The 16772-nt window shown below is 34.9% G+C and carries 14 protein-coding genes and 13 tRNA genes; all 27 read right to left on the bottom strand.

The annotated features are described in order from the left end of the window. Positions 1–124: 124 nt before the first annotated feature. The gene (locus AC3HD6_RS20140) at positions 125–1066 is read right to left on the bottom strand and encodes an MBL fold metallo-hydrolase (RefSeq protein WP_488897945.1); all 942 of its coding nucleotides are present in this window, start codon (positions 1064–1066) and stop codon (positions 125–127) included. Positions 1067–1239: 173 nt separating this feature from the next. Beyond that, entirely contained in the window at positions 1240–1830 is a 591-nt protein-coding gene (locus AC3HD6_RS20135) for an RNA ligase 1 family protein (protein WP_488897944.1), read from the bottom strand. Between the two features lie 51 nt (positions 1831–1881). After that, positions 1882–2895, bottom strand: a complete 1014-nt coding sequence (locus AC3HD6_RS20130; RefSeq protein ID WP_488897943.1) for an RNA ligase, Rnl2 family — start codon at positions 2893–2895, stop codon at positions 1882–1884. Further along, entirely contained in the window at positions 2892–3269 is a 378-nt protein-coding gene (locus AC3HD6_RS20125; RefSeq protein ID WP_488897942.1) for a cyclic-phosphate processing receiver domain-containing protein, read from the bottom strand. The genes AC3HD6_RS20130 and AC3HD6_RS20125 overlap by 4 nt, the downstream gene beginning before the upstream one ends. A 29-nt stretch (positions 3270–3298) precedes the next feature. Further along, entirely contained in the window at positions 3299–4084 is a 786-nt protein-coding gene (locus tag AC3HD6_RS20120) for a hypothetical protein (protein WP_488897941.1), read from the bottom strand. Between the two features lie 126 nt (positions 4085–4210). Then, complete coding sequence (locus AC3HD6_RS20115) at positions 4211–4696, bottom strand: ribonuclease H-like YkuK family protein (protein WP_488897940.1); 486 nt, start codon at positions 4694–4696, stop codon at positions 4211–4213. A 99-nt stretch (positions 4697–4795) separates the two neighbouring features. Next, positions 4796–4866 (bottom strand) — tRNA-Trp (locus AC3HD6_RS20110). A gap of 7 nt (positions 4867–4873) precedes the next feature. After that, positions 4874–4945, bottom strand: a tRNA-Gln gene (locus AC3HD6_RS20105). 98 nt (positions 4946–5043) lie between these two features. Beyond that, positions 5044–5116, bottom strand: a tRNA-Phe gene (locus AC3HD6_RS20100). A gap of 250 nt (positions 5117–5366) precedes the next feature. Then, positions 5367–5438 (bottom strand) — tRNA-Glu (locus AC3HD6_RS20095). A gap of 260 nt (positions 5439–5698) precedes the next feature. Beyond that, positions 5699–5785 (bottom strand) — tRNA-Tyr (locus AC3HD6_RS20090). Positions 5786–6029: 244 nt separating this feature from the next. Next, a tRNA-Cys gene (locus AC3HD6_RS20085) sits at positions 6030–6111 on the bottom strand. Between the two features lie 246 nt (positions 6112–6357). Next, positions 6358–6429: transfer RNA gene (locus tag AC3HD6_RS20080), tRNA-Asn, on the bottom strand. 5 nt (positions 6430–6434) lie between these two features. Then, positions 6435–6507: transfer RNA gene (locus AC3HD6_RS20075), tRNA-Leu, on the bottom strand. Between the two features lie 101 nt (positions 6508–6608). Further along, positions 6609–6680, bottom strand: a tRNA-Pro gene (locus AC3HD6_RS20070). A 69-nt stretch (positions 6681–6749) separates the two neighbouring features. After that, positions 6750–6823, bottom strand: a tRNA-Arg gene (locus AC3HD6_RS20065). Positions 6824–6830: 7 nt separating this feature from the next. Continuing rightward, positions 6831–6904 (bottom strand) — tRNA-Lys (locus AC3HD6_RS20060). 67 nt (positions 6905–6971) lie between these two features. After that, positions 6972–7045: transfer RNA gene (locus tag AC3HD6_RS20055), tRNA-Ile, on the bottom strand. A gap of 9 nt (positions 7046–7054) precedes the next feature. After that, a tRNA-His gene (locus AC3HD6_RS20050) sits at positions 7055–7127 on the bottom strand. Between the two features lie 570 nt (positions 7128–7697). Next, entirely contained in the window at positions 7698–7826 is a 129-nt protein-coding gene (locus AC3HD6_RS20045; RefSeq protein ID WP_488897939.1) for a penicillin-binding protein, read from the bottom strand. Positions 7827–8017: 191 nt separating this feature from the next. Then, the gene (locus AC3HD6_RS20040) at positions 8018–9037 is read right to left on the bottom strand and encodes a tetratricopeptide repeat protein (RefSeq protein ID WP_488897938.1); all 1020 of its coding nucleotides are present in this window, start codon (positions 9035–9037) and stop codon (positions 8018–8020) included. Next, positions 9030–10730 (bottom strand): APC family permease, encoded by a 1701-nt coding sequence (locus AC3HD6_RS20035; protein ID WP_488897937.1) that lies wholly within the window; start codon positions 10728–10730, stop codon positions 9030–9032. Before AC3HD6_RS20035 ends, AC3HD6_RS20040 begins: the two co-directional genes overlap by 8 nt. An 8-nt stretch (positions 10731–10738) precedes the next feature. Further along, positions 10739–13108 carry a hypothetical protein gene (locus AC3HD6_RS20030; RefSeq protein ID WP_488897936.1) on the bottom strand — a complete coding sequence of 790 codons (2370 nt, stop codon included), beginning with the start codon at positions 13106–13108 and terminating at the stop codon, positions 10739–10741. Next, positions 13099–13842 carry a hypothetical protein gene (locus tag AC3HD6_RS20025; RefSeq protein ID WP_488897935.1) on the bottom strand — a complete coding sequence of 248 codons (744 nt, stop codon included), beginning with the start codon at positions 13840–13842 and terminating at the stop codon, positions 13099–13101. The genes AC3HD6_RS20030 and AC3HD6_RS20025 overlap by 10 nt, the downstream gene beginning before the upstream one ends. Continuing rightward, positions 13815–14948: an AAA family ATPase gene (locus AC3HD6_RS20020; RefSeq protein WP_488897934.1), complete on the bottom strand. Its 1134-nt coding sequence runs from the start codon at positions 14946–14948 to the stop codon at positions 13815–13817. The genes AC3HD6_RS20025 and AC3HD6_RS20020 overlap by 28 nt, the downstream gene beginning before the upstream one ends. Next, positions 14945–15595 carry a hypothetical protein gene (locus AC3HD6_RS20015; protein ID WP_488897933.1) on the bottom strand — a complete coding sequence of 217 codons (651 nt, stop codon included), beginning with the start codon at positions 15593–15595 and terminating at the stop codon, positions 14945–14947. The genes AC3HD6_RS20020 and AC3HD6_RS20015 overlap by 4 nt, the downstream gene beginning before the upstream one ends. A gap of 606 nt (positions 15596–16201) precedes the next feature. Then, complete coding sequence (locus AC3HD6_RS20010) at positions 16202–16591, bottom strand: VOC family protein (protein ID WP_488897932.1); 390 nt, start codon at positions 16589–16591, stop codon at positions 16202–16204. Between the last annotated feature and the right edge of the window lie 181 nt (positions 16592–16772).

Genomic DNA, 16772 nt, shown 5'->3' with positions numbered 1-16772 from the left:
TTTAATTGTTTAGTTATTGGTGGTTCTAGATACCACCCCGCCAAATCATAGATTTGACATTCCTCCGGAGGAGGGGAATATTACGTCTTCAACTGAGATTTTTGTGAAAATGGTGCTGAGGTTTTTAATTATGAAATGCTTTATAAAAAGCGGTTTCGATTTCCTGTTGATCACTTTCCGTATATCTTCTTGAAAAATGGATCGGAACAGCTTCTTTTACCTTACATTCATTCATAATTTTCCCTGATGCAGAAGCAAAACTGTGATAATTGATCTTGGCAAATTCCTGATCTGTATCTTTATAAAATGTTTCAATATACACCTTATCTGCATGATTGAAAACAGCTTTTATTTTTTCATAATTGTCTTCATCCGCCGCGTGATCCATGATAACACCTAGTTTGTAACCTTCATTTCGGGTCAGCAAATGAAATAGTTCTGATGCTTTATACAATGTTCCTTCTATTTCAATTACTTTATCCAAGTCATTATTTTCAAAAGCTGTTTTCAATTCACTGATCCATTTTCCTTTCTTAAAATCAGAAGCATTTTCATGAAAAGTCACTGAATCTTTTTCTTTAAACAGATAAGCAATAGAATCTGTTTTATGATCGAGAATGGCAAAATCTACATTCACATATTCATCTTCAAAAAGGAAATGCTGAGTGTTGATATATTCAAGGTTCCAATAAGGAGGACGAATTGTATAAACATTGATTTTTTCTTTAGAAACAATCTCGTGGATCTCATATTCAATTGCATTTTCATCTATTAAATTCCAGGTATAAGATTTTAATCTTGCTTCAATTTGCTGATGAATATTTTTCGGTCCGCAAATAATTACTTTTTCACCACTTCCGATCTGATGTCTGAAGATGCCGTCAAAATTGGAAAAGTGATCTATATGCGTATGGCTGATGAATATCGCTGATATCGTTTGCGCTTCCTTTACAGTCAGCAAACTTGCTTCTCCGCAATCACATAAATAATGCTTTCCTGAATTGGGAACTTTTATTAATATACTGATGTCTTCTTTTAAAAGACTTTTTATTTCTGCCTGTAACATTTTTTCTTTTTTTAAAACCACCCCGTCAAAAATTCTTTGAATTTTCGCCACCTCTCCAAGGGAGGGGAATTTTCACTTTTTCAACTGGAATTTTGAACATTCCTTTGGGCTTGTGGTTGTATTTATACATAAAAAAGTTCCGGTAAAATACATTACCGAAACTTCATCTTTATTTAAACAATAAGTTCTTTTATCGCTTTTCTACGTATACCAAAATCAGATTTCCTGATCTTACACATACGATTATCTGCTGTATGATGGAAAACAATACCTTCCATATTATTCTCTGGATTGCTCAGAAAGTTTTTGATACATTCAAAATCCAAACTTTCTAAACTAAGAATATTATTTCCGTGTTTTACTAATAAATGACCTTTAATATTTTCAGGGTTTCCTTGTACTTTCTCACCAATAAGTTCGTAAGTACCCTCTTCTACGTTGCCCGATTTGGCCAACGCATTGAATCCTTCCCAGAAGTACTGATCATCTTTTTTCTCCATGCTACACTCTACCCAATGCGGATGATGGCCTGTGGTAAGATCTGCTTCCTGACATGGAATTGCACCTTCAGGAGCTGTTTTACCTTTTTTGGCGTCGTATCTTTTGTATAATTTACCATTGATCACGGCACATGCAGAACCATCAAACTTTTGCGTAGCAATAGCTTTTCCATCAAAAACCCAATTGTTTTCAGGATTAATTTCGTTAATAACTCTTCCTAAATTATTTATATCTTTTTTGAATAATGTACTTATCTTTTTCATCTTTAATTGTTTTAGCCGCAAAAGCTCTTATTCATTGGCATTAATCCCAATCTATGCTTTTGCTGAATTTAATTCTTCTTTCACAATATCAATCACTAAAGAATTCAACTTTTTGTTGATCCTTTTCTGTTCTTCTTTTTCAATGGTTGTAAAAACTGCCGGAAAATCTTTTTCAAAATCTTCTAAAATGTCCTGTGCAAAAAGACCAATCACTTTTCCTATCATTTTAGGTTCGAATTCGCCGATTTTGCTCACCACATTATTCAAACGGTTCACTGTTGCGTATCTCTGGATTTCGTCCCAGATATTCTGAGCAGTTTCGCTGAAATTAAGTTGTTTTTGAACAATTTTATCTTGTTTTTTGACCATTTTAGATTTCTCTATCCACTTTTCATTTTTATTTTTCAGAATGACTCTGGCTCCGTTTCCAAAATATCTGGTTTTTAGAGTTTTAATAATGGTTCCTTCACACATATTATTCATTTCCGGTAGTCCCAACCAGGTTGGAATCTTAGAATTGAAAACATTCGGGAACGTCAAAGCTTCTTCTAAAGTTCCTTCAAATAGGGTTTTAGCATAGAAAAATCCGGTCTCCTCAAAAATTGAGTTGGCAATATCCGTATCCAAATAAGTAACCCCATTCAACTTAATATCGAATGCATAAAAATCGTTGTAAGGTGCATATTCAATTCCTGCCTGCACTCTTATTGCATCTTTTACAGGTTCTACTTCTTTATGTTTGTAACCGCCGCCGAACAATTCACCGTAGATGACTACAGTTTCAATATTCGGGTATATTGTTTTCACTTTTTGAAACAAATTAATTACATTTTTTCTGTATTGTTCCAAAATTTTGTGTGCATTATAAAATTTCTCTTCTTTCTCAATGAAAGCTGTTCTTTTTGCGATTTTAATTTCCTTTCCGTCGGTAAAGAAAGAGAAATTAGCCCCATGAACTTTTTCCTGCACGATGAAAATCTCATCTCCAAAGCCCTGCATCTTGATCTGATCGATCATTCGGGTCTGGTAAGCATTTTCTATAGAGTTATATGTTTTAAAAATCATTTTTTTAGTTTTTTAAAGTTTTTTAAAAGTCTTTCTATATTCTCCTTTCCTACGGGATTCATGGAATGGCTATAGAATTTTGGTAAGTCTAAATAATGATCCATACAGTATTCTACTAACCATTTTGCACAATCATAGCCTGTTTTTTCAACAAACTCTTTAGCTTCTGCTTTCAGGTAATGCTCATCGGCTAGATCATGATCAAAAGAAATCATTTCCGGAAGTCCTTTTGCCAGGATTCTATTGACAAACTGATCGTAATTCCGAACAATATGCCAGTCCCTTCTGAGAAATATATCCTGCTTGGTATAACGATATGCCTCAATCGGATATCTTATATCATCCAGAAACAATAATCTTTTGGTCATTTCCATCGTTTTATTTTTTAGTCTTTGAACTTTACCTAGTCCTCATGAATCCAATCTACAACAGTCTTTAAAAAGTGTAATCTCACTTCTTCGAACCTTGTAATATTGGGAATATGATTAATTTCCAATAAATGTTTGTTTCCGTTTTTCTGAACGATATAATCATTCGCGATCACATCCATTCCTATTTTATCTTTTAAGATTAAAGTGTCCTGTAAAAGCTCTGCATCAATTTCCATGAATTGGGCATCATCAGGGTGTATGGATTTTAACCATGTATCGCCTTCAAGCTTAATCTGCCAGGATTTTTCACCTATGTTTAAGATTCTTACTGCATCTCCTTCAAAATAAGGTTCCAATACGCTGTTTTCTGTACTTTCCCAGCTTCCTGTAAACTTATGTTTGTTTTCTCCACAATGCCAGTTTCCCCATTTTGCAACCAATTCTGTATCCGTATTCACATAAGCTCCTGCAGAGATAAATCCTCTTTGGGAATTAAATTTTGAATACTTCATTGCCTTGGCAAGACAAGGAATTTTTAATCTGCATTCTAACATTCCGTAAGCATTTGGAAAACATGGGCCGTTCCAAAGAGACAATCCTGAGATAAAATCGAGATCATCTTCAAAAATTCCGTGATAGACAACCTTATCTACCGGAAGCATTCCTACTCCCTGAGCTTTTTCAACATATAAAGTTCCGTCCATAACTTTTATCATGGGAATGGATTGATGCCAGATCATAAGGCCATCATAATGCTGCCGTATATATTCGTATTCCTGTTCGTGTAAACCGATAACGGCTATTCTATTGTGAGTCATGTTTTTAGTTTTTTGTGTTATTTTCTTAACACGTGATATATTTGAAAAGTTAGTATTTAAGACAGGAAATTGATATCATAACGTTAAAAACTTCCAGCTTCATTCGCCCTGCTTCCATCCACATTATTACACCATCATATCAGCACAATTGGAACTTGCGAAGGCAAAGGGTTTTGCTTTAAACACATATCCCATTCCCAGAATATATCCCATAGCATCTTTTAGTGCTACATTGGATTTAAAATCAGGATCGGTATTAATGTCTGCGTGTACCTCCATTTCCACTCCATAAGTGTCCAATACAGAACAGATTGCGTAAGCAATTTCAACAGATTTGTTGACTTCATTCAACATTCGCTCTTTGATACTGATTGTCTGTATTTCTCTTTCTTTTCTGATAAAGGTAAACGCTCCTTTTCCTTCACGAATAAACACTACTGCTGTAGCATAATTAATAGCTTCTCCATATACGTGAGAGTCTGATCCCACACATACTTTCAGACGATGTCCGTTTGCCTGTTCGCGAATAATGGCTTTTTCTACCAGCTGTGTGATAGAGTCTTGGAATATTTTTCCGTTCATATTCTGCCATGTTTGTTGTTGCGTTTCCATTTTTTCTACATACTTTAATTTATAATTGATAAATGATTGTTGATAATTAATTACTGAATGATCAATTTTAAAAATTCATTATTGACTATTCATTTACTGCACTCCGAACCGGATTCGAACCAGTACCATCAGTTTTGGAGACTGAGATGCTACCATTACACTATCAGAGTAAAACTGTTAATTCATTAGGACTCGAACCTAAACTCCAAGAATCAAAATCTTGTGTGCTACCCATTACACTATGAATCAGATTAATTCATGAATAATAAGTAATTGGTAATGAGTAATGCTTAAAAACAGTCAAGTATCAAAGATGACTCATTATATTACTTATCATTCATGTTTTGCGGAACAGACAGGAATTGAACCTGTACCTTTAGTTTTTCAGACTAACGTGCACACCGAGTACACCACTCTTCCCTATTTTATGAGTAATGAATAATTAGTGATAAGTAATTATCAAAACTACTTTTCTATCATTGATTACTTATTATTCATTACTTATTGTAGAAAGTAAAGGGCTGTCTGTTTTTATTGATTAAAGATCTTCTGCTCTTGACAGTCCTTTTCTCTTTTCTTTATTTGTGTGAATGGCAACTGGCCAATTTTTTTTATCTGAACTTTCATGGTATTAAAATCAATTTAATATTGACCAGTTATTCACATCCAGTACTCTATAAGGGAATCGAACCCTTATTTTCTGCTCGAAAGGCAGGCGTCCTGACCGTTAGACGAATAGAGCGTTTTTTATAAATAATAAGTAATTAGCGATGAGTAATAATAAAATGACTCTTCTATCATTGATTACTTATTGCTCATTAAAAAAGAATAAGCTTGTCTTTAAATTTGCTTAACAAAAAGAACTTCTACGCTTGACAAGCCTTTCTTTCGAAAATTATATTGAGCATTTAATATTTTCTTCTCTTTGACCAACTGACTAGGAATCGAACCTAAACAACAAGAGTACATTTCCTGCATGCTGCCATTACATTATCAGCGGTTTGGTGGAAGCAGTAGGATTCGAACCTACTCAGCAATGAAGCAACAGATTTACAGTCTGCCCCGACTCTCCAACTTCGGCGTACTTCCCTATTCATAAGTAATTAGTGATGAGTAATGATGAAAACTATTTTTCTATCACTGATTACTTATTGCTCATTATTTATTAAAAAGAAAAGCCTGTCTGTATTTTGTGTTTTGGCTTAAAGATCTTCTGCGCTCGACAGACGTTTTCTTTTATTAATAAAGGATATTTTTTAGCTATAATTGATGAATGATTATTGATAGATGATTGATCATCTTCTGTAACATTCCAATTTTCAGCTTACTTTTGAGATGGTTATGGGATTCAAACCCACTCAGCTCACGCAACGGTTTTGCAGACCGCCCCGACTCTTCCACTTCGGCGAACCATCAGATTTTAATAGGAGTAATTTTTAATACCTATTATTTAAAAAACAAAGTCTGTCTATATTTTGTTTGAACTTCTGCGCTTGACAGACTTTATTTTTACCTAAAATTGTATTCATCATATTGTTTAGCTTCTAACTGTTTATGATTGAGAAAGAAAAAGCTTGTCTTTATTTTAGTGTTTGGTGTAAAGATCTTCTGTTCTTGACAAACTTTTATTTTTCTCCTGAAACCATTAACATTAGTTACTGCGATTCCGGAAAGATTCGAACTTTCAACTTCTGGTTTAACAGACCAGCGCTCTACCATTGAGCTACGAAATCCTTTGTACGGGAAGAGGGATTCGAACCCTCAGCGCCTTGATCCTAAATCAAGTGTGTCTACCGTTCCACCATTCCCGCGGCTTTTTTATAAGTAATGAGTAATTGGTGATGAGTAATGGTGAAAACTACTTTTCTATGCATTATTGCTTATTACTCATTATTTATTACTTATCATTTTGTCTGGAAAGCAAGATTCGAACTTGCGACCTCCCGCGTCCAAGACGGGTAAACAACCACCGTTATCTTTCCAGCTTTGGGGTTCATTTCCGTTTCTTTTCCGGGAGACAGCCGGATGGGAAAGTTTCCATGAACCTTTTTTGTGATTCCGAGAGGACTCGAACCTCTAACCCTGGGTTTAGAAAACCCATGCTCTATCCGGTTGAGCTACGGAACCGTTTTAGTAACCCCAGAAAGATTTGAACTTTCAACCCCCGGTTTAAAAGACCGGTGCTCTAACCATTTGAGCTATGAGATTGTTTTAGTTTTATTGATCATTCATTACAATTTGCTTTGCTTGTCAATTTAAATTTTCACATTCTTTGTAATCTCAGAAGGATTCGAACCTTCAACCTTCGACGTATCAGGTCGATGCTCTAACCATTTGAGCCATGAGATTTTATATTTTGGGTATCTTCGGGGATCGAACCCTGTTCTCCGGTTCCACAGACCGGCGCTTTACCAAATAAGCTAAAGAAACCATAAAAAAAAGCGCCTCTTTTGGGGAGGCGCTTCATATTTTTTAACGTAAAAGATCATTAGCTGACCCACGTATATAAGCACCTTTTATCCACAATTCCACTTTCAAGAATACATACAACACCTGTCGGCTCTTGTCCGAACAGTCTTGAATATTGATTGTATATGTTATGAAATTGTTTCATTTTATTTTTGTTTGTTTCTAAATTATTTTTTGTTGAATCCTGAAAACCTGTTGCTTTCAATTTTCGGTTGCAAAGTAAATATGAATTTTTGAAATCCGCAAATAAATTTTCAAATTAAATCCTTGACAATCAGTTAATTATGATTAAAATTTAGAATAAGTGATTTCTGTCCGCAATATTTTGCGGATATCTTAATTACCTAAATGACTGTCTCTCATTGGTTTGTCTATCACTCTATTTTATCGTATTAAAGTTGCATTGTTAATTAAAAAATTTTCATGTTTATGGTTATTTTTTTTCATTCTAAATAATTTCTGACCTAAAAAACAAAAAACGCCTCGATTTTTCGAGACGTTTTTGCAGTATTTTGATTAATTTTTTACAAGTTTACAGTAAATAATTTCCAAAGTCAGCACATTTCGCCTCATTCCATATCACCTCATTATATCCCAATAATCCTTTATTAGAAGGACTTTCGAATAGTTCTGCATTGATATGTGCTCTTTGTATTGTCATAATTTTCTGGTGCAAAGATATGAAAAATTGCTTTTGAATATAGAAAAATGGACTTGTTGTGAGGGTTGGAAGTAGGAAAAGAGAGGCTGGCAGTAATAAAGGAGATCATTATTAAAACTCATTTTTTAATAAATTTGCCTATTCAAAAGACAGATTTACTTTCATCTTCCATCCTGTAGCTTGACTCGCTATTAATGATTAAACATCTTGTTCCTTCCCGTCTTAAATCTTGAAATATCTTTGAGGATCACCTCATCATTGGGATTAAAATATTTTAGCTCATTCACAATTTCAGAGCGGGTGTCTACTTTTTCTGCAATGATTTCATATGCGATCTTTCTCACCACTTGTTGTAATTTCGGATCTTTTTTAAATTCGTATTTCATGACTTCCAAATAGATCAGTTTTTTGTAAGCAGGAGTTTTTTCATATAGAGTTTCTATTTCTGTTTCCAGTTTTTTATTATCAAAAATATTGGCAAAGTAATTATTCAGGCAGTTGAAGGCATCTTTATCTTCTTCCCAGCCTTTTAATAATACTTTTTGGGCATCTTCAGGTTTTTCCATTTTCTTCCGGTAGACCAATGAGGCTTTTACCATCTGATTATTGAGGGTATAGTCGTCTGCCACCATTTGATAGTAGATATGGGCATTTTTCAGATCATTAATCTCTTTATAAAGATCTCCTACTTTTTCTTTCTGCTCCATTTCTTTATACAGGTCAATGGCTTTTTTATACTGCTTTGCTTTTTCATAACAGTTTGCAGCGTCTGATTTACTTTTTAATTTTTTAAGATATACCGCTGCTGCTTCGTTATAGAAACCACCTTCTTCCAGTGCTTTTGCTCCTCTGTAATAATCCTGCAGCAAATTCATATAAACTTTTGCTGCTTTTTTGTAGTCTTTTTCTTCAATATATTTTTGGGCAAGATCTTCATATTTACTTCGTATCCTGTCAAATAATGAATTTTCAAGATAGAAGTTTCCTCCTCCGGCTCCGCCTCTTTTTGAATTCTGTTTATTTTGTTCTTTATCTTTTAAAGAAGCAATAACCATAAGGATGATAAATGCTACAATCAGAAAAATAACTAACGTTCCCACCACACTCCAGAAGCTTTCATGAAACAGCTGAGCTACAATTCCGATGACTTTAAACATGGCCAGCAATACAAAGGCGGCCATAAACTTGTCTATAAATTTTTGTTTATTCATCATCATCGGATTTTAAAATGGTTTTATCATCCCTGAACAAGCGGTAAAGCAGCAGCATTACCCCAATGGCCAGTACCCAAACGAACCAGTTGTACCCAAACATTTTGACCAACGGATAAAACAGATATACCAACATCCCTACCAGAATAACAATTAAAAGGAATTTTATCCAGCCCGGGACATTATCTCCGCCCAGATTCAATGATTTATTTTTAAACATAAAGGAGTATAATCCAACCGCTGCAATCATTAGAATTACCATATAAATAATATCTGAAACAGGAGTATCTTTATTTAACGAATTACTCCCTGATTCCACGCCTTTTATTTTTGAATCTTTGATGGACGACGGGGGCGGCATATCAGCTATATCTATGGTTCCGTATAGTTTTCCTAAAGAATCCTGCATCAGAACCTGTTTTTTCTTTAAAAGATATTTGACAACATCTCCATTTACCGGTTTTCCTCTGGTATACTGTTTTAAAGAGTCTGAAATTTTACGTTTCAAAACTTCACTCTTTTTCTGAATCTCTTTTGTTATTTTCTTTGTGTAGATTATTTTAAGAGAATCTCTGGTGTTTTGTTCTTTCTTGCTGAGTTTTTGAATATCATGACCGATTGCATTTATATCTCGGCCTCCTTTCTTTTTATATTCTTCTTTTTCTTTTTTTGTCTTGCTCTCCTGCATTCCTGCATTCAGGAGTTCATTGGACAGACCTTTTCTTTGATCAAAAAATATAGAGTCTATCTTTTGATCTATCTCTGAAACGCCGGAATGAAACGCGATCATATCTGAAGGAGCTTTTACAGCATCTGTTACAATCTTCCCTGAAGACACTACATTTTCCTCTTCTCCTGCTGTACTATCTTTATTTGATGGTAAAGCTATTTTTAGTACAATAGCGATTACTATCACAGCCCAAAATATTCTGCGGAAATTCCTGGTCCCTGCACTTTCCTGTTTCGAATCGGAACTTCCGAAAAGCCCGTCTAACCAGGTAAATTTACTAAACCCATCGCCTCTGGATGTTCCCATGATATCTAAGGGTATTCCAAGTTCTATAGCTCGTTCAGGATATTTTTCAATGTATTTTAAATACTTTTCAATTTCTTTTTTGTTTCCGGCCATGACTTTCTTCAGATCAAACGGCAGGTTATTCATCCATTCTTCTTCGGTTTGAGTTTTCTGTAACGCTTCGAGCATCTTTTCATCATCCATCTCAACCGTATAGCTTTCTATGGTTTGTGGAATTTTAACTCCGTTCAAAGGTTTTCTTATCGATTCTTCTATCTTTCCGGATTCCTGAATCAATTCGACCCAATCGATCTGCTCTGACAGCTTCACCAATCCAAATTCAGGATGCATGATGAGAAAAGTTGAATCTACCATTTCCCAATCTTCTTGATTAACCTTGGGATAAAACGTAGTATTTTCCGGAATAAAAAGTTTATGATCTACCCATTGAAAATAAGCATTCTTTCCGATTTCCTGTGGAACATGATCTTGAAAAACTAAGAAACACCCATAGATGACGTTGGGAGTATTTGTTGGAATGGCATAAGCTTTTGTACCATCCAGGTCAATTTCCAGAGTTTCCATTTCCTGAAGCCATACAAGAGGTGAAGAACCTTTTATTAAAAGTCCTTTTTTAGGATATATATTTTTCGGGAAAGGTTTTATTCTAAGCTCCATAATCTTATCTATAACATCACCTGCTCTATAAACGGTTTCAAATACTGATGATACATTTCCTCCATCGTTCTTACCTTCAATAAGGTTTGTTCCGGAAGATAATATTCTGATCCGCCAAATTCTGTCTGAGTAGCCAGTGCCAAAAATCCATAGCTTGTCGTCGGAACATAAAACTCTTCTATCCCTTTGTTACTGCTTCTGAATATCAGCATTCCCCGGGAATCTGCAATGACTTCACTTCCATCAGGAAAGGTATATTTATTTTTATTCTGTTCTGCAAAAATCGTGATATCGTATTTGTTTTTGTAAAGATTGAGGGTATTTTCATATACACTGCTTATTTCATATCCTGAAAAAACAAAATTATGATGTGCATTAATCCCGATTTTATTAAAATTACCAATAATTTTTAATCCGCTTCTATTCAGTTTGGCTACTTCTGTCTCTACTTTTGCAATGTTTTTGTCTATATCTTTGTATTGATGATCAAAAGGTTCTACTGAAGTATTTCCTTCTATATTTATTTTATACAACTGAGGATTTGAGGCCTGATGAAGGTAAAAACTTTGGTCAAAATAAATCAGTTTATACTCATCCGGAATATTCAATCCGGTGACATTGATCTCAGAATATTCTTTTGTAATCACATTCAGTTTAGACACTAATTTTCTGGAAGGCTGATATTGGCATAATATAAAATGCTGCTGCTTATTTTTTGCCAGTGCAAACTGTCCTGTTGGCTTTACAGAAATTCCTTCAGCCATTACTTCACAACCATGATAGGTTTTATAGTAATCATAAGAATGTCTGTCATAATAATTATCAGAAAGATAAGTCTTCAACAGTTGTTTTTTTGAACTTAGGATAAAAAATTCACCTTCGTACAGAAACTGAGCTATCTTATTTACAGGAGTTGGTAGCAGGATCGGGTAATTTAATGGAAGATCGGTTTTCTTTCCATTCGAATTATTATCAGTCTTTTTCTGCTGGGGCGGATTGGCCCACAGCTCATGAAGGGGAAGCATTATTTTCTGGATATGCTTTCTTACCCCTTTATGATGCTTATAAAAATTAATTTCCCCATGTGAAGTAGTGGTGACTAAAAATTTAAGTCTGTCCCTATTCTGGTGAATAACTCGCTGCATTTTTTCGTCTTCAAGGTTCTCCTGATGGGTAATGAAAAATACTTCAATATCTTTCTGAGGATATTCTTTACTTAAAAACTTTTCCAACGCTTCTGAAACTTCCAGTACCGGACTTACCTGATTGAGGTTTTCAATTACTGCTTCCACTTTATCTAAGGAAATAGGAATCGCAGCCTGTCCCAGCACCATTACTTTACATTCTGAATGGGCTTTCGGATGCTTGATGATTGCAATGACTGATGAAAATGCCAATACTTTTGGGGTTCCCCAGTTTCTAAGGGAAGTATCAATCAGTATAATTCTTTCAAAAATATTTTCTTCAGGTGGTATTTCTCTTTGAATGTATAAAGCTTCATTATTCGCCACACGATTGATGAAAACTTCATCTTCGTTGGCAAATTCTGATAAAAGCATTCTATGAAAATCTCCTTTATTGGTCATATCAGAAACGCCTCCGATAGGCTGTTCCCCTGGAGAAAGATGACGCATCGGAATTTTAAGTCCGCTCCATATTCTTTTAATAAGACTCCCTATCTGGAAAGTCTTGGGTTCTTCCACCAGTTCTCGGATAAAGTCTTTATCTGTATCGGCAGTAGCTTCTTCCTCTACAACCTCATCATCTAATTCCGGTTCTTCCATCAAACCTTTCATGGCATCAATGATGGATTGTACGGTTGGAAATTTTTCGTTGAGATCTATTGCCGTCAGATCTTTGTTCAAAACAGATGGACCAGCATGTTGCTTTTCTGCACTGAAGATCAATTCCTGTGGTCTTTTAGAATACACCCTCAAATAAGCTTCTGCATTTAAAGAAGATATCCTGTTATGGCCATCTTTAAACAAAGTCTGTAACAATATAATCTTATTTTGCTTCTGTTTATAAACTTTCGGAAGGGCTTTTATCTTTTCCAGAAATTCAATTTCTCTTTCTGCATTGAATTCAAAGTTTCCAACACTGTAAAAATCTGCCGTATATCTTAAAGGGCCTGCAAAGTCTGTATAGCCATCCTGCATGGCATATAAAACCATCAGCAAAGCTCCGAACGGAGGCCATCCCTGTGGCTGAAGCTCTTTTAGGATTTCAATAACGTATGGTCTATACGCAATTGCCCCCACTCCAGGAATGGAGAGGAGGTTATTCTCGTTATATCCGGAATCTCCGGGAACATCTTCATCGGTTTTCCATTCCCAGAAATAATTTTCGTAGGATTGGAAATAGGCCTTTAATTCCATTCTCTTGATTTTTCAGTAAGACGGAATGAACTTACAGATAATGGTCTGAAATCTGTTTCTTTGATTAAAAGATAATTTCCATTTTCATCCCATAAAAGCCATCCATCTGACTCTTTATTATATTTTTTTTGTAAGAATGTGCTTAGGTTTTTAAATTCAAAATCAAAACCGGAGGGCAAAAGATGTCTGTCTTTTGTCCAATATGTTTTCCCCGGCAGACTTAATAATGGGGTTCCTAAAAAAAGAGCTTTATCTCCCATCACAACCCATTTTATTTTTTCTAGTCTGAACTTTGGTAAAGTCATAATACTTTCTTTGATATCACCAATTTTGCTTACCAAAGCAATAACCGGATGTTCTTCTCCACTTTCCTTTAACTTCACCGGGACTTTTTCACTGATCCCGAAATAGTTTTGGTTAGAAGCCGGAAAGGTGAGCCTTAAAGCTTTATCAATAGACGTCCAAAGCAATGCTGTTCTCATTTTTTTGCTGGGAACTAATGCTTCTTTTTTGAATAAAAGCCCATCACGCAGTTCGTACAGTAAAAAATTAGGCATCTGATGCAGCTCTGAACTCAATATCTGTTTATCGGTAAAACCTTTGAGCCATATCGTTTCATCATCTGTTGCGATCAGAACATTCTTCCAATCCCTGATAGAGCCAAGATAGTCCTGATCCGCACGTGGAAGTTCTGCCCAGAATTCTTTTATAGGGTCTGAAGGATTTTCTGCCATAAGCTTTCAATTTCCTGCTGAATATATTGCTTTTGTTCAGTATTTCTGATCCAGTCACAGCGTGTCTGTAAATATCTCAGTTTATCTTTGATCACATTTTGCTCTTCAAAGCTTAGATGCCCTTCGTTCCATTTATCTACAAGGATTTTTACATCTTTCATCACCTCTTCCGAATTCGGAGTTTTATTATGCATCGCCTGTGGATGAGAGTTAGGATGATCGTCTTTCTCAATCGTTCTGTTGACTATTCCTTCCAGAATTTCAATCTGTTCTTCTGTATCCCAGATATGTTTTAAAACCCAAAGATCTGAAAGAACAGCTTCATTTCTTCCACAAATCAAAGCACTTGCAGCGATAAGGTTCTGAAGTTTCACGGCTCTACGGTCCGAAATAGCAATTCCTGTATTTCTAAGGCTCATAATCGTATTTAGATAAACTTCATAGATTGGTTTTAAATCTATTGCTCTGCATAGGCTTTGAAGTTCTCTGATCTCATCCGCATGAATTTCCGGCACCTCTGTTTCTTCTTCATTTTCAAGTTTTCTTCCTGCTAAAAGTACTTGCTGCAAAAGTTCCGGATTGACATAATCTACATTGATTCTTACCAGAAAACGGTCAAATAAAGCATTCAGTGCTTCATCTTCAGGAAGAACATTACTGGCTCCCACGAACATTAAAGCAGGTAAGTGTTTTGTTTCTTTTCCTCTTTTGAAAATCTTTTCATTAAGAGCCATCAATAGGGAATTCAGAATAGCGGAATTGGCATTGAAGATCTCATCCAGAAAAACCATAGAGGCTTCAGGCATCATGCCTTCAGTATTGGTCAGAAGTTCTCCTTCTTTTAATTTTCTAATATCAAAAGGACCAAATATCTCGTTGGGTTCTGTAAAACGGGTTAATAGATACTCAAAGTTCTTCCCGTCTTTTACCATTTTTGCCAATGTTCTTACAATAGCTGACTTTGCAGTCCCCGGAGGTCCATACAAAAAGGCATTTTCTCTTGCCAAAAGACAGATTCCCAGCAGGTCTACTACATCATTTTTTCCTACAAAAGTATCTTTTACGTAGTTTAGAACTGTATTTAGTTTATTAATATTCTGCGTCATTGATTTTCTTCAGTTATTATTTTTAATTCTTTCCAGAATGCTTCTTTATGCATTCCAAATTCTGCCATAAGCAATGTATTGATGAACGGAATTTCCGCCAGTTTATAATCTCTTTTTTCAACAATTCTTTCCAGATACAATTTCCGGTAGGTTTTGTCTTTCAACTCTTCTTCCCAATTCACTCCTTTCAGATCAAGTTCATATCCGACTCCTGAGTAATGAAATTCTGTAAGGATATCTTCGAGCAATTTGATGAGGGGATCTTCAGGATCAACAGAATTCAGTGCAATCATCACTTCAGGTAAAAATCTTAATGATAAATCGGCTGATACAATAGAAGAAATATCTCTGATCCCTTTAAATTTTGGAATCAGAATTTCAAGATTATTGACTGTATTTTCTCTCATCAAATATAATTGAGCACTATGATACAGAACTTTTGCTGCCCAAACCGCTGTGATTTTATCACAGGATAGCTGATCGGAAAGAAATTCCAATCTTTCTTTTTCGAATTCTGCTTCAAAATACATTTCTGCTTCCTCCTCTTCTTTGGAAGAAATGGTCTGAATATTCGAAAAGAGGGTAATACATTCGCTTTTACGCAGTAAAAAGATTGTATCTAGAAATGGTGATTTGGTTTCCATCATCTAACAAAAATAGAATTATTTCGTTGAGAATAAAACTTTTGAAGAGAGGATCGATATTAAATTATGCTGCTGATAGAAAAATGCGGCTTTTAAGGCTTCGAGTGGCAGATTTTTTACTTTGAAAGGATGGATGTTAGAAAACGCTAAGGCGCTAAGATGGTTTAATATTATGCTGTTGTAAGGCGCAAGGATTTTATCTTCGATAAAATTTTATGCGGTTGATTAATTTCCTATGATTATTTAGTTTCTCGCAGATCGCCCAGATTTCGCAGATGTCTGTGATGAGATAATGTAATATCTTATCTTTATGAATAATGGTGAAAAAGGAATACTATTACGAAGTGTGAAAACTCAATTTTTCCTTTATTTTAATGTGAATATTTTTTTAATTTATAAAGTATATAAGCCACGAATGAACGGATTTTATCATTTTATTCGTGTGCATTCGTGACAAGAAAAATCAGAGTAATTGTTGCTGAAAATCTTCGATTTTCTTGCGCCTTAAAAGCAGCATATTACTTAAAAACTTTGCGCCCTTGCGTTTTCCAACAATAGAAATATTCCTGAAAAAACTTTGCTTCTTTGCTCGCTCCTCGTAATGATTGGTTAAGCTACTATTTCAATGATATTGTTTTCCGGATCGAGGATGACGCTTTCATAATATCCGTCACCGGTTGTTCTTGGTTCTCCGGCGATGGTATAGCCATCTTTTCTTAAGGTTTCAGTAAGCTCATTTACTTTTTCTTTACTTCCTACAGAGAATGCAAAATGGATAATTCCGAACTGTTGGAATTCGTAAGCGTTTTCGCTTTCCTTAATATCTGGTCTGGTCATGATCTCTAGACGGCATCCGTTATCAAAACTAAGAAAGTAGGATTCAAACTTTTTAATAGGATTCACATATTTTTCATTGGAAGTTGCTCCGAAATATTTCTGATAAAATGTTCTGGTTTTTTCAAGATCTTTTACCCAAACAGCAATATGTTCTATTTTCATTTTTAAAATTTTAAGAATATTAATATTGCAAAATTAATTGCCAGAATTATGGTATATCCGCTCCCTGTTACTCTATCCTTGTTCTGTATTTACCTATTTTTTTAGCTCTAAGAAATAAAATTTCAAAAACTCACCTTCAAAGTCAACAAACAAAGTACTTATTGACAATAAATTATACATT

Source organism: Chryseobacterium sp. II3a (genome assembly GCF_057815135.1).
The sequence above is the reverse complement of the archived record's forward strand: the minus strand, read 5'-3'. Positions and strand labels throughout refer to the sequence as shown.